Here is a 12384-nt window from a genome sequence, read left to right as displayed (position 1 = left end):
CAGCCTACGACCTGCGGGCTCGGCCCTCACCGGAGCGGTTTTCGGAGCCGTCCCCACCGAGCTGTCCGGGGTCTCCACCGGCCTCCACGGCGCGGTGCCGGGCGGAGCAGGAGGCACACCGGCCGAAGATCGCGAAGTGCTTCAGATCGGTGTCGAAGCCGAAGTCCGCCCGGAGCTGCCGGGTGAAGGCGTCGGCCACGGAGACATCGGCCTCGATCACATCCGTGCAGTCCCGGCACACCATATGGATGTGATGGTGCCGGTCGGCCAGGTGGTACGTGGGGGCGCCGTGGCCGAGATGGGCATGGCTGACCAGGCCCAGCTCCTCCAGCAGCTCCAGCGTGCGGTAGACCGTGGAGATGTTGACGCCGCTCGCGGTGCGGCGCACCTCGGTGAGGATCTCGTCCGGAGTGGCGTGCTCCAGATGATCGACGGCTTCGAGCACGAGCTGGCGCTGCGGGGTCAGACGGTAGCCGCGCTCCCGCAGATCGCTCTTCCAGTCGGTGGTCGCCACGGTGCAAGTGTAGGCGGGCCCGTGGTGACCGGCCGGACGCGCAGGGGAGAACCGGACGCGGTACGACCTCAGCGGAAGAAGGCGATCCCGTCGTCCGGCAGGTCCTTGAGGTCCTTGGCCCACTCCCGGGGGTCCACGACCTTCTTCAGATGCGCGGACATGTACGGGCGCAGCTCGACCTCGGGGGTGGCCTTCTCGCCGACCCACATCAGATCGCTGTTGACGTAGCCGTACAGCCGCTTGCCGCCCGAGTACGGGGCCGCGTGGGCGGTGCGCGCCACCGCGTCCGTCGCCAGGTCGATCTGCGGCTTGCCCTCCGCGAGCTCGCCGTACCAGACCTCGACGATGCCCTGGTCACGGCTCATCACGACCTCGACCTTGCGGTCCTTGTCGATCCGCCAGTAACCGGACTCGGTCTCCAGGGGGCGGACCTTCTTGCCCTCGGAGTCCAGCACCCAGGTGTGCGAGATGTACTCGATGAAGTCACGGCCGTCGTGCGTGAAGGTGGCCTCCTGGCCGAAGTTGCACTTCTCGGCCCCGGGGAAGTCCGAGACGCCGGCCCCTTCCCAGTTGCCCAGGAGGAAGGCGAGCGGCACGAGGTCCGGGTGGAGGTCGGACGGAATCTGGATCATGAATTCAGGCGATCTGTCGAGGGTCGAGCCGTGGTGGCGGGGCGGGAGCGGATCAGCGCTGGCCCTGGTACAGCTTCTTCCAGGTCAGCGCGGCGAAGCCGAGCGTGGCCACGGCGACCAGGATCATCAGGGTGGTGAAGACTGCCTCAAGCACGAGCGCGCTCCTCGGAACAGATGATGGACGGCACCGAGTCTAGTCGCCGCCGGGACGGCCGGTGGAGACAGGTGGCCGTGCGGCGCCGGGCCCGCGGTGCCGAGCCTAAGGTTGACGCATGGCGAAGAAGCTGGTGATCAAGGTGACGGCGGGCGCGGACGCTCCCGAGCGGTGCTCCCAGGCGTTCACGGTGGCGGCGGTGGCCGCGGCGAGCGGTGTCGAGGTCTCGCTCTGGCTGACCGGGGAGTCGACCTGGTTCGCGCTGCCGGGCCGGGCAGCGGAGTTCGAGCTTCCGCATGCCGCGCCGCTTCCGGATCTGATCGACGGCATCCTTACGGGTGGCGGGACGATCACGGTGTGCACACAGTGTGCCGCGCGCCGGGAGATCGAGGAGAAGGATCTGATCGAGGGGGCCCGGATCGCGGGCGCCCAGGTCTTCGTGAGCGAGATCATGCCGGACGGCGTCCAGGCGCTCGTGTACTAAGCGCTCCGCGGGAAGTGCCACGAGATGCCGTCGTGTGTCTGCGGCCGCATCGTGGCTGGTCGCCCACGCGGCGGAGCCGCATATCGACACAGGCGGGTCCAGGGGCGAAGCCCTGTCGGTCAATGCCGGTGGTTGTGCTCGTCCAGCTCCCGCCACCACCGGTCGGACTCCTCGTCCCCCGATTCGTCCCACCACCGGTCGTCCGGGCCCCGGCGGTTGGCGACGATCGCCGCCAGAGGCGGGATCACCATGGCGACGATGCACATCGCGACCGCGGCGGGGACGGACCACAGGCGCACAAAGGCCCATGCCGAGATGAAGAGCGTCAGACACGCGCCCATCAGGAAGAAGTATGCGTGGCGGCGTCGCGCGTACATATGTCCAGCGTACGTCCGGGACCGCCGCACCGACAGACGAAGGGCCCGGGCACCGACAGACGAAAGTCCCCGCACCGACAGACGAAGGGCCGCACCCCGCCGAGGCGTCCAACCCCGGGGTGCGGCCCTCCGGCCGTGAGTCATGACGCGTCGTGGCGCGTCAGACGGCGATGGCGACCTCCGCCAGCCCGCCCTTCTGGGCGACGACGGTGCGGTCCGCGGTGCCGCCGGGAACCAGGGCGCGCAGCGTCCACGTGCCCTCCGCGGCGTAGAAGCGGAACTGCCCGGTCGCGGAGGTGGGGACCTCGGCGGTGAACTCGCCGGTGCTGTCCAGCAGCCGGACGTACCCGGCGACGGGCTCGCCGTCGCGGGTCACCGAACCCTGGATCGTGGTCTCACCGGGCTTGATCGTCGAGGCGTCGGGGCCGCCGGCCTTGGCTCCACACATGGATGTCTGTCCTTACGTTCGAGGGAGAGGGGTCAGCTGTCGGAGCCGAGCTCGACCGGCACGCCGACCAGCGAGCCGTACTCGGTCCAGGAGCCGTCGTAGTTCTTGACGTTGGTCTGGCCCAGGAGCTCGTGCAGGACGAACCAGGTGTGAGCGGAGCGCTCACCGATGCGGCAGTAGGCGATGGTGTCCTTCGACAGGTCCACGCCCGCGCCCTCGTAGATCTCCTTGAGCTCGTCGTCGGACTTGAAGGTGCCGTCGTCGTTGGCCGACTTCGACCACGGGATGTTGCGGGCGCTCGGGACGTGGCCCGGACGCTGCGACTGCTCCTGCGGGAGGTGGGCCGGGGCGAGCAGCTTGCCGGAGAACTCGTCGGGGGAGCGCACGTCGACCAGGTTCAGCGAGCCGATGGCGTCCACGACCTCGTCGCGGAAGGCGCGGATGGCGGTGTCCTGCGGCTTGGCCTTGTACTCGGTCTGCGCGCGGGTCGGCACCTCGGCGACCAGGTCGCGGGAGTCGAGCTCCCACTTCTTGCGGCCGCCGTCGAGCAGCTTGACGTCCTGGTGCCCGTAGAGCTTGAAGTACCAGTAGGCGTACGCCGCGAACCAGTTGTTGTTGCCGCCGTAGAGGACGACCGTGTCGTCGTTGCCAATGCCCTTCTCCGACAGGAGCTTCTCGAAGCCGGCCTGGTCGACGAAGTCACGGCGCACCGGGTCCTGGAGGTCCTGCTTCCAGTCGATCCGGATGGCGTTCTTGATGTGGTTCTTGTCGTAGGCCGACGTGTCCTCGTCCACCTCGACGATGACCGTCTTGGGGTCGTCGATACGGGCCTGGACCCAGTCGGCGTCCACCAGGACGTCACTGCGGCTCATGTTTCTCTCCTCCGGGGCAGTTGCGGCGGTACGGGCACGCTCACGACGCGGCGCCGCGCGGGGCGTGCGGCGAGCGTACGAGCGAAGGTGCGGGAAGGCCCGGCTGACGGGCCGAAGAGGGGGTCGGTCCGTGGCGTGTGCGCGGACCACGTCCCATTCAGACGGGGCGACAGAGCATGGCGGCGACGCGGCACAGGTCGACTGCCCGCCGCTTCGTGAGATCCGCCTGTCGCTTCATGGGTCCGATCGTAGGGACGGACAGGCGGGCATGTCACCGGCGTGTCGCATGATGAGACGTTATCGTCCGGAGTGTGAGATGACAGCCATGTGAACGGCCGGGCGGCGCGGTCGGAGGGGCCCGCGGCGGCCGGGAGCGTCCATATGCGCGGACATGATCGTCTCAGTGAATGGACCATGGGCGTGCTCCGACGCCCCTGGTACAGATCGCGTCAGCCCGTCAGCTGGACGTTGTTACCCGCCACCGAGACATCTATGCCGTCCTTGGAGGTCTCCACCTTCTCCAGCCGCATACCGGTGGGCAGTCCGTCGATCTTCCGCTCCATGTCGGCCTTCTCGCGCACCTTGTCCTCCCACTGGGGGATGCTGCCGCCCGGTATGGACTCGGCGTGCAGCCGGATGGTGTTGCCGTTCACGATGGTGACCTGGGAGTGCGCGGTGAGGCTGAGGCCCAGCAGACTGCCGGTGATCTTGACCTTGTTGGTGCCCGACGGGTCGTGGGCGACCGTGATCCCCGGACCGGCGGCCTGTGACAGGTCCGCGTAGCTGATGTGCGCCGAGCCGGTGGCGCGGTCGGCGCTGGCCGACGAGAAGTTGCCCGAGATGCGGACGTTGTGCAGCTGGGCGTCGAGCTCGGTGACCCGGACGCTGCGGCCGTCGCCCGCGTCCGTCGTCAGCCCGTCCACGCCGACGTCGACCTCGTCCAGCTCCTTGCCCGCGACCTGGGTGAGGAAGGGGAAGCCCTTGATCGAGACATTGGGCGTGGTGGTCAGGGACTGAGAACTCTTGATCTTGTCGGCCGCCTTGGACTCGGCCATGTACACCGCGATGCGATCGGCGGCCACGAAGAGGCCGCCGAGTATCACGACGACGATCAGTGTGATGCGGAGTGCGCGCATGTGCGTGGGTCCCCCAGGCTCTCGCTCAGGCCCTCGCGCCTGAGGCTGCGAGCCTATCCGGAGCGGGTGAGCGGGAGCCGGGGAGTCAGCCCAGAGCGCGGCCGATCACATAGACCACGGGGGCGGCGGCCGCGAGCGGCAGCGCCACGCCGGCGGTCAGGTGGACGAAGCGCGAGGGGTAGTCGTAGCTGGCGACCCGGTGGCCGATCAGCGCGCACGCCCCGGCCGCGAACCCGAGCAGGGCGGCGGTCGACGTGCCCGTGCCGGTGAGCTGCCCGGCCCCGACCCCCGCGCCCGTGGCGGCCGCCAGCGCGACCACGACGGCGGCGGCGGTCGGCAGCGGCAGCGCCCGCACGAGCACGGCCACGGCGACGGCGGCCGCCCCCACCACCACGGCGTCCGAGGACTCGGCGACGGCGGCCAGATGGCCGGCCGCGAGCACGGCGAGGGCCGTGGCCGCCACGGCGGCCGTAAGGCCGTAGAGCCGCTCGTCCGGTGAGGCGTGGCTGCGCAGCTGGAGGATCAGCACCAGCAGCAGCCAGACGCCGATGGTGCCGATGACGACCGTAGGGGCGTGTGACGGCTCGGTGGCGAGCAGGCCGACGTCGGCGGCCAGACCGCCCGCGAAGGCGAGCGCGATGCCCTGCCGGGCGGGCCACATGCCGTTCAGCCGGAACCAGCCCGCCGCCGTGACCGCCTGGAGCGCCGCCACCGCGACGGCGACCGCCGGGCGGCCCAGCGGCGCGGTGGCCGCGAGCAGCGCGGCGAGCACGGAGGTCAGGGCGGCGGGGACGAACCCCGGGTGGAGGATCTGCGGACGGCCCTCGGCCTTGGCCTTCTCGGCGGCGGTGAGCGGCCGGTCCGGCTGCGGGGCGGGCGGCTCGGCGGTCGCCGTCGCCGTCGCGGCCTGTGCCGGGGTCTGAGCCTGTGCCGGGGTCTGAGGTGCCGCCTGGGGCGAGGCCTGGGCCGGGGCGGCGGGCTGGTGGTACGGGTGCTGCTGCTGATGCCAGCCCTGGGCGTACTGCCCCTGGTGGCCCTGGTGCGGCTGCTGGCTCTGCTGCCCCTGGTGGCCCTGCTGGGCGGCCGCGTAGGGGTCCGCGTACGGCTGCTGCTGGTACTGCTGCTGCGGGTGCTGCTGCTGCGGGTGCTGGTACTGCGGCGGCTGGGGCTGGGCGTACCCCTGCTGCTGCGGATACCCCGCGTACCCCTGCCAGTCGGCCTGCTGCTGGCCACCCTGGCCCTGGCCCTGGCCCTGGCCCTGGCCACCGTAAGGATGCGCGCTCTGGTCGTATCCCCCGTAAGGAGCCTCGTACGACCCGTACGGGGGATACGGCTGCTGCGGGTGCTGACCCTGCACCTGCTGACCCTGCTGCTGATGAGGCTCGTGGGGCTGATGAGACTCGTGGGGCCGATGAGGCTCGTTGGGCTGGTGCGGCTGGTTGCTCATGAGCTCGGGGTTCACCCTCCTGCGAACGGCGGGAGCACCTCGACCGTGCCGCCCTCGGCGAGTTGGATCGTCTTGTGGTCACGGGTGCCGGCCGGGGTCCCGTCGACCAGGAACGAACAGCGCAGCAGGACCCGCGCGAACTCCGGCCGTGCGGTGTGCCGCTCCCGGGCCGCGTCGAGCGCCTCCGCCAGTGTCCACGCGGTGTACGGCTCCTCCGCGGTGCCGGCCGCGGCGCGGGCCGCGGCCCAGTACCGGATGGTCCCGGCGGGCGTGTTCATCATCGCCATCGCGATCCCTTTCCCGTCATCTGCCGCCTCCATGATGACGGGTGCGGGACCGCGCCCGGGACCACACGCGGTTCGTCGAAAATACGGCCGGTTCGGGACGAGCGTCACTTAAGGTTTCCGTGTGCTGGTACGACTGATACGGGCGTATCTGAGGCCCTATACCCGAACGATCACGCTGATCGTCTTATTGCAGCTGGTGCAGACCCTCGCCACCCTCTACCTGCCCGCGCTGAACGCGGACATCATCGACAGCGGAGTGGTGAAGGGCGACACCGGCTACATCCTCCGTGTCGGCGGGCTGATGATCGCCGTCACCCTCGTCCAGATCGTGTGCGCCGCGGGAGCCGTCTACTTCAGCGCCCGCACCGCCATGGCGCTCGGCCGCGATGTGCGCGCCGCCGTCTTCGACCGGGTGCAGTCCTTCTCTGCCCGGGAGATGGGCTACTTCGGGGCGCCGTCCCTGATCACCCGTACCACCAACGACGTCCAGCAGGTGCAGATGCTGTGCCTGATGGCCTTCACGCTGATGGTCTCGGCGCCGATCATGTGTGTCGGCGGCGTGATCATGGCGCTCAACGAGGACGTGCCGCTGTCCGGGCTGCTCCTGCTCATCGTTCCGACCCTGGGCCTCGTGGTCACGCTCATCGCCCGCCGGATGCGGCCGCTGTTCCGCGACGTCCAGCAGCGCATCGACACCGTCAACCGGGTGCTGCGCGAGCAGATCACCGGGATCCGGGTCATCCGCGCCTTCGTCCGAGACACCCATGAGCGCGACCGCTTCACCGACGCCAACACCGGGCTGATGGATGTCTCGCTGCGCGCCGGGCGGCTGATGTCGCTGATGTTCCCGGCCGTGATGCTGGTGGTGAACGTCTCCAGCGTGGCCGTCGTCTGGTTCGGCGGACACCGCATCGACAGCGGCGGGATGCAGGTCGGCGCGCTGACCGCGTTCCTCAGCTATCTGATGCAGATCCTGTCGTCCGTGATGATGGCCACCTTCATGTTCATGATGGTGCCGAGGGCCGAGGTGTGCGCCGAGCGCGTCCAGGAGGTGCTGGACACGGAGACCAGCGTCGTACCGCCGCTGATGCCCGTCGCGCCCGCGTCGGCCGGCGCCGGACGGGGGCTGCTGGAGCTGCGGGGCGTGGAGTTCCGCTACCCCGGCGCCGACGCGCCCGTGCTGCGCGACATCTCGCTGACCGCCCGGCCCGGCCGGACCACCGCCGTCATCGGCTCCACCGGCAGCGGCAAGTCGACTCTGCTCGGGCTGGTGCCGAGGCTGTTCGACGCGACCGACGGCAGCGTCCACCTCGACGGGGTGGACGTGCGCGACCTCGACCCCGAGGTGATGACGCGGACCATAGGGCTGGTGCCGCAGAAGCCGTACCTCTTTGCCGGCACCGTCGCCTCAAACCTGCGGTACGGCGACCCCGACGCCACCGACGAGGAGCTGTGGCGGGCCCTGGAGACCGCCCAGGCACGGGAGTTCGTGGCGGCCATGGAGGGCGGTCTGGACGCGCCGATCGCCCAGGGCGGGACCAATGTGTCCGGCGGCCAGCGGCAGCGGCTGGCGATCGCCCGCGCCCTGGTCCGCAAGCCGTCCGTCTACCTCTTCGACGACTCCTTCTCCGCGCTCGACTACGCCACCGACGCCCGGCTGCGGGCGGCGCTCGCGGACGAGACGGACAACGCGACGGTCGTCATCGTCGCCCAGCGGGTGTCCACCATCCGGGGCGCCGATCTGATCGTGGTGCTCGACGCGGGGCGGATCGTCGGCGCGGGCACCCACGGCGAGCTGATGGCCGGCAATGAGACCTACCGCGAGATCGTGCTCTCCCAGCTCACCGAGGAGGAGGCGGCATGAGCGGCACCTCGGCACCCCGCAGGGGTCCGGCGCCCGCCGCCGGGCCCGGCCGCTTCATGGGCGGGCAGCCCACCGAGCGGTCCATGGACTTCCGCGGCTCCAGCCGCCGGCTGCTGACCCGGCTCCGCCCCGAGCGCGGGATCGTCCTGCTGGTGCTCGCGCTGGGCACGCTCAGCACCGGGCTCGCGGTGGTGGGCCCGAAGATCCTCGGCGAGGCCACCGACCTGATCTTCGCGGGCATCGTCGGGCGGCAGCTGCCCGACGGCGTCAGCAAGGAGCAGGCCGTGCAGTGGCTGCGCGACAAGGACCAGGGCACGGTCGCCGACATGGTCGCCTCGATGGACGTCACCCCCGGCCAGGGCATCGACTTCCACGCGGTCGGCGTCGTGCTGCTGTGGGTCACGGCGCTGTATGTGGCCGCCTCGCTCCTGGGCCTGATCCAGGCCCGGGTGGCGACCGTCGTCGTCCAGCGCGCGGTCTTCCGGCTGCGCGAGGACGTGGAGCACAAGCTGGCGCGGCTGCCGCTGGCGTACTTCGACAAGCAGTCGCGCGGCGAGGTGCTCTCCCGTGCCACCAACGACATCGACAACATCCAGCAGACGCTCCAGCAGACCCTCAGCCAGATCATGGCCTCGCTGCTGACGATCGTGGGCGTGCTGTCGATGATGTTCTGGATCTCGCCGCTGCTGGCGCTGGTGGCGCTGATCACCGTCCCGGTTTCGGTGTGGGTGACCACGCGCATCGGCAAGCGCGCCCAGCCGCAGTTCGTGCAGCAGTGGAAGACCACGGGCAAGCTCAACGCCCATATCGAGGAGATGTACACCGGCCATGCGCTGGTGAAGGTCTTCGGACGGGAGAAGGAGTCCGCGCAGGCGTTCCGGGAGCAGAACGACAAGCTCTACGGGGCGGGCTTCCGGGCCCAGTTCATCTCCGGGCTGATCCAGCCGTCGATGATGTTCATCGGGAACCTCAACTATGTGCTGGTAGCTGTGGTCGGCGGGCTCCGGGTGGCCTCCGGCGCGCTGTCGATCGGCGATGTCCAGGCGTTCGTCCAGTACTCCCGGCAGTTCAGCCAGCCGCTCACCCAGGTGGCCTCCATGGCCAACATGGTGCAGTCGGGCGTGGCCTCCGCCGAGCGGGTCTTCGAGCTGCTGGACGCGCCGGAGCAGAGCGCCGAGCCGGTGGACGCGCGGCGGCCGGAGGCGGTGCGCGGGCAGGTCGCGTTCGAGGAGGTCTCCTTCCGCTACCAGCAGGACACACCCCTCATCGAGGGCCTGTCGCTGTCGGTGCGGCCGGGCCAGACCGTGGCCATCGTCGGGCCGACCGGCGCCGGAAAGACCACGCTGGTCAATCTGCTGATGCGGTTCTACGAGGTCACCGGCGGGCGGATCACGCTGGACGGGGTGGACATCGCGGCGATGTCACGGGAGGAGCTGCGCTCCCATATCGGGATGGTGCTCCAGGACACCTGGCTGTTCGGCGGCACGATCGCCGAGAACATCGCGTACGGCGCGGAGGGCGCGAGCTCCGAGAGGATCGTGGCGGCGGCGAAGGCCACCTATGTGGACCGCTTCGTACGGATGCTGCCGGACGGCTACGACACGGTGATCGACGAAGAGGGCTCCAACGTCAGCGCCGGTGAGAAGCAGCTGATCACGATCGCCCGGGCGTTCCTCTCCGAACCGTCGATCCTGGTCCTGGACGAGGCCACCAGCTCGGTCGACACCCGTACCGAGGTCCTCATCCAGCGGGCGATGGCCTCGCTGCGCAGCGGCCGCACGAGCTTCGTGATCGCCCACCGGCTGTCGACCATCCGGGACGCGGACGTGATCCTGGTGATGGAGTCGGGGCGGATCGTGGAGCAGGGCTCGCACGACGCGCTGCTCGCGGCGGGCGGTGCGTACGCGCGGCTCTACGCGTCCCAGTTCGCGGAGCCGGTGGCGGAGACCGAATAACCGGACCGAATAACCGGATGGGGGACGGCTCGGGGACGGGCTCAGGCGTGGGCCGCGGCCCAGTCGGCGATGCGGGCCAGCAGCTCGGGGGAGGCGGCGGTCTCGGCGTGGCCGTAGCCCGGTTCGATCCACAGCTCCGAGGTGGACGGGTCCGCCGCCGACGCCAGCATCCGCGGATGGTCCAGCGGGAAGTACGGGTCCCGGTCGCCGTGCACGATCAGCAGCGGCGTCGGCGCGATCAGCGGCGCGGCGGCCACCGGGGACAGCGGATCGACGGCCCAGCCGCCCGGGTCGATGCGGGTGCGCAGCCCGTAGCGGGAGACCAGCCGCCCGGTCGGCCGGGTGATCGCCCAGTGGAGCCGCCGCATGGGCGCGGTGCCGCGGTAGTACCAGCGGGCGGGTGAGCTCACGGCGACGACGGCATCGGGCGCGGCGCCGTCGGCCGGTCCGGCGGACGCGGCACTGTCGGCTGACCCAGCGGACGCGGCGCCGTCGGTCGGCCCGGCGGGCGCATCGGTCACCTCCCCGGGGGACCCGGGCACGTCCCCAGGGGACCCGGCCATGTCCCCGGGGGGCCCGAGTACGCCATCCGTGCGCCCCGGCGAGCGCCCCGTGCGCTCCCCCTGGTGTACGTCTTGCAACGACTGGATTTCATCGGCCTTCCGGTAGAGCGCCGCCTGCCGGATCACCACGGACCCGCCCATCGAGAAGCCGACCGTGGCCACTCGCCGATGTCCGAGCCGGCGCGCCCAGCGCACCGCGGCGGCCAGATCCAGCACCTCGCGATCGCCGACCGTGGACCGTCCGCCGGACCGCCCATGGCCCCGGAACGAGAACGTGATCACGGCCGTACGCTGCTGAAACGCCGATGCCACCCGCCGTAGCGCGGGGCGCTCCAGGGCGCCGGAGAAGCCGTGTCCGACCACCAGCGCGAGCCGGCCGGAGGGTTCGGTGTCGGGCCCCGGGGAAGGCTGGTAGCGCGCCTCGATCGAGACCCCGTCATCGGTCAGCAGCATGGCCCGTTGCTCCCCCTCGGCGACCGCGGAAGGACAACGGGGAGCAGATTGAGCCTCTCCGGCGCATGTCATGTGGGTTATTCTGTCGTGAAGAGGATCCGGGCAACGTAGCCCCCGGGTCCTTTTGTGCTTTCAGGGCGGGGTGCGCGTTTGAGCGCACCGCCGCTCCAAGGGCGCTGAGCGTGACCGTACGAAGTAGTAGCCGCAGACTCCCCCGGGCACGGCCCGGGAGGTGCCCCTCTCGCACAGGGACCGAGGAGGAACCGACGTAATGGGCGAGCGAAGCGCGCACAACCTCGAGAAGACGGCCAGGGCAGGTGATGGACGATGAGTTCCCTCCTGCTGCTGACCAACGCACTCCAGCCCTCGACGGAGGTGCTCCCCGCCCTCGGCCTGCTGCTGCACAGCGTGCGGGTGGCCCCCGCCGAAGGCCCCGCCCTGGTGGACACCCCGGGCGCCGACGTCATCCTGATCGACGGCCGCCGCGATCTGCCGCAGGTGCGCAGCCTGTGCCAGCTGCTGCGGTCCACCGGCCCCGGCTGTCCGCTGATCCTGGTGGTGACCGAGGGCGGGCTCGCCGCCGTCACCGCCGACTGGGGCATCGACGACGTCCTGCTGGACACCGCGGGCCCGGCGGAGGTCGAGGCCCGGCTGCGGCTGGCCATGGGCCGCCAGCAGATCACCACGGACGACAGCCCGATGGAGATCCGCAACGGCGATCTGTCGGTCGACGAGGCCACCTACAGCGCCAAGCTCAAGGGGCGTGTGCTCGATCTCACATTCAAGGAGTTCGAGCTGCTGAAGTACCTCGCCCAGCACCCCGGCCGGGTCTTCACCCGGGCGCAGCTGCTCCAGGAGGTCTGGGGCTACGACTACTTCGGCGGCACCCGCACCGTGGACGTCCACGTCCGGCGGCTGCGCGCCAAGCTGGGCCCGGAGCACGAGTCCCTGATCGGCACGGTGCGGAACGTGGGCTACCGCTTCGTCGCGCCGGAGAAGGTCGAGCGCGCCGCCGAGGAGGCCCGGGCCAAGGCGGCGGCACGGGACGCCGGAGCGGGTGGCGCGGCGCGGGACGCCGGAGCGGGCGGCGCGGCACGGGACGTCGGGGCGGCCGGCGCGGCGCGGGGCGGGGTCCCCGACGGCGGGGCCGGCTCCGCGGCGAGGACCACTGCCGCACGACCGGCCAACAGCTAGCTGG

The 12384-nt window shown here is 70.8% G+C and carries 14 protein-coding genes; 4 read left to right on the top strand and 10 right to left on the bottom strand.

Annotated features, from left to right (window positions below; all coding sequences use genetic code 11):
* Positions 1-4: 4 nt before the first annotated feature.
* A complete protein-coding gene (locus tag ACT2CW_RS46045) occupies positions 5-514 on the bottom strand; it encodes a Fur family transcriptional regulator (protein WP_445520895.1) in 510 nt (169 codons plus the stop codon).
* A gap of 68 nt (positions 515-582) precedes the next feature.
* The gene (locus ACT2CW_RS46040) at positions 583-1146 is read right to left on the bottom strand and encodes an FABP family protein (protein ID WP_138914549.1); all 564 of its coding nucleotides are present in this window, start codon (positions 1144-1146) and stop codon (positions 583-585) included.
* A gap of 272 nt (positions 1147-1418) precedes the next feature.
* Here ACT2CW_RS46040 and ACT2CW_RS46035 point away from each other — a divergent pair, with 272 nt between their 5' ends.
* Positions 1419-1784, top strand: coding sequence for a DsrE family protein (locus ACT2CW_RS46035; RefSeq protein ID WP_014053928.1), 366 nt, complete (start codon positions 1419-1421; stop codon positions 1782-1784).
* 119 nt (positions 1785-1903) lie between these two features.
* On the opposite strand, the gene ACT2CW_RS46030 is transcribed toward ACT2CW_RS46035, so the two are convergent.
* The 7 genes from ACT2CW_RS46030 to ACT2CW_RS46000 form a co-directional block, all read right to left on the bottom strand.
* Positions 1904-2161 carry a DUF3099 domain-containing protein gene (locus ACT2CW_RS46030; RefSeq protein ID WP_014053929.1) on the bottom strand — a complete coding sequence of 86 codons (258 nt, stop codon included), beginning with the start codon at positions 2159-2161 and terminating at the stop codon, positions 1904-1906.
* A 160-nt stretch (positions 2162-2321) separates the two neighbouring features.
* Complete coding sequence (locus ACT2CW_RS46025) at positions 2322-2609, bottom strand: DUF1416 domain-containing protein (protein WP_020869513.1); 288 nt, start codon at positions 2607-2609, stop codon at positions 2322-2324.
* A gap of 32 nt (positions 2610-2641) precedes the next feature.
* Positions 2642-3481 carry a sulfurtransferase gene (locus ACT2CW_RS46020; protein ID WP_164432085.1) on the bottom strand — a complete coding sequence of 280 codons (840 nt, stop codon included), beginning with the start codon at positions 3479-3481 and terminating at the stop codon, positions 2642-2644.
* 157 nt (positions 3482-3638) lie between these two features.
* Entirely contained in the window at positions 3639-3719 is an 81-nt protein-coding gene (locus ACT2CW_RS46015) for an Ms5788A family Cys-rich leader peptide (RefSeq protein ID WP_351229977.1), read from the bottom strand.
* Between the two features lie 211 nt (positions 3720-3930).
* Positions 3931-4617 carry an LmeA family phospholipid-binding protein gene (locus ACT2CW_RS46010; RefSeq protein ID WP_164432087.1) on the bottom strand — a complete coding sequence of 229 codons (687 nt, stop codon included), beginning with the start codon at positions 4615-4617 and terminating at the stop codon, positions 3931-3933.
* Positions 4618-4702: 85 nt separating this feature from the next.
* The gene (locus ACT2CW_RS46005; protein WP_445520894.1) at positions 4703-6064 is read right to left on the bottom strand and encodes a hypothetical protein; all 1362 of its coding nucleotides are present in this window, start codon (positions 6062-6064) and stop codon (positions 4703-4705) included.
* A gap of 11 nt (positions 6065-6075) precedes the next feature.
* Entirely contained in the window at positions 6076-6351 is a 276-nt protein-coding gene (locus ACT2CW_RS46000) for a MoaD/ThiS family protein (protein WP_182470047.1), read from the bottom strand.
* A gap of 121 nt (positions 6352-6472) precedes the next feature.
* On the opposite strand from ACT2CW_RS46000, the gene ACT2CW_RS45995 reads away from it, so the two are divergent.
* Both ACT2CW_RS45995 and ACT2CW_RS45990 read left to right on the top strand, forming a co-directional pair.
* Entirely contained in the window at positions 6473-8215 is a 1743-nt protein-coding gene (locus tag ACT2CW_RS45995) for an ABC transporter ATP-binding protein (protein WP_445520893.1), read from the top strand.
* Complete coding sequence (locus ACT2CW_RS45990) at positions 8212-10170, top strand: ABC transporter ATP-binding protein (RefSeq protein WP_445520892.1); 1959 nt, start codon at positions 8212-8214, stop codon at positions 10168-10170. The genes ACT2CW_RS45995 and ACT2CW_RS45990 overlap by 4 nt, the downstream gene beginning before the upstream one ends.
* A 41-nt stretch (positions 10171-10211) precedes the next feature.
* On the opposite strand, the gene ACT2CW_RS45985 is transcribed toward ACT2CW_RS45990, so the two are convergent.
* A complete protein-coding gene (locus tag ACT2CW_RS45985; protein ID WP_445520891.1) occupies positions 10212-11258 on the bottom strand; it encodes an alpha/beta hydrolase in 1047 nt (348 codons plus the stop codon).
* 255 nt (positions 11259-11513) lie between these two features.
* Here ACT2CW_RS45985 and ACT2CW_RS45980 point away from each other — a divergent pair, with 255 nt between their 5' ends.
* Complete coding sequence (locus ACT2CW_RS45980) at positions 11514-12380, top strand: response regulator transcription factor (RefSeq protein WP_445520890.1); 867 nt, start codon at positions 11514-11516, stop codon at positions 12378-12380.
* The last annotated feature ends 4 nt before the right edge of the window (positions 12381-12384 follow it).

Source organism: Streptomyces sp. NEAU-174, from assembly GCF_052665095.1.
Note: the sequence above shows the minus strand (reverse complement) of the source record. Positions and strands in the feature narration are given on the sequence as shown.

Coding starts and splice junctions, on each gene's coding strand:
- ACT2CW_RS46035 (WP_014053928.1), top strand. CDS start 1,419: ATGGCGAAGAAGCTGGTGATCAAGGTGACGGCGGGCGCGGACGCTCCC.
- ACT2CW_RS45990 (WP_445520892.1), top strand. CDS start 8,212: ATGAGCGGCACCTCGGCACCCCGCAGGGGTCCGGCGCCCGCCGCCGGG.
- ACT2CW_RS46020 (WP_164432085.1), bottom strand. CDS start 3,481: ATGAGCCGCAGTGACGTCCTGGTGGACGCCGACTGGGTCCAGGCCCGT.
- ACT2CW_RS46030 (WP_014053929.1), bottom strand. CDS start 2,161: ATGTACGCGCGACGCCGCCACGCATACTTCTTCCTGATGGGCGCGTGT.
- ACT2CW_RS45980 (WP_445520890.1), top strand. CDS start 11,514: ATGAGTTCCCTCCTGCTGCTGACCAACGCACTCCAGCCCTCGACGGAG.
- ACT2CW_RS46040 (WP_138914549.1), bottom strand. CDS start 1,146: ATGATCCAGATTCCGTCCGACCTCCACCCGGACCTCGTGCCGCTCGCC.
- ACT2CW_RS46010 (WP_164432087.1), bottom strand. CDS start 4,617: ATGCGCGCACTCCGCATCACACTGATCGTCGTCGTGATACTCGGCGGC.
- ACT2CW_RS46015 (WP_351229977.1), bottom strand. CDS start 3,719: ATGAAGCGACAGGCGGATCTCACGAAGCGGCGGGCAGTCGACCTGTGC.
- ACT2CW_RS46025 (WP_020869513.1), bottom strand. CDS start 2,609: ATGTGTGGAGCCAAGGCCGGCGGCCCCGACGCCTCGACGATCAAGCCC.
- ACT2CW_RS46005 (WP_445520894.1), bottom strand. CDS start 6,064: ATGAGCAACCAGCCGCACCAGCCCAACGAGCCTCATCGGCCCCACGAG.
- ACT2CW_RS46000 (WP_182470047.1), bottom strand. CDS start 6,351: ATGGCGATGATGAACACGCCCGCCGGGACCATCCGGTACTGGGCCGCG.
- ACT2CW_RS45985 (WP_445520891.1), bottom strand. CDS start 11,258: ATGACATGCGCCGGAGAGGCTCAATCTGCTCCCCGTTGTCCTTCCGCG.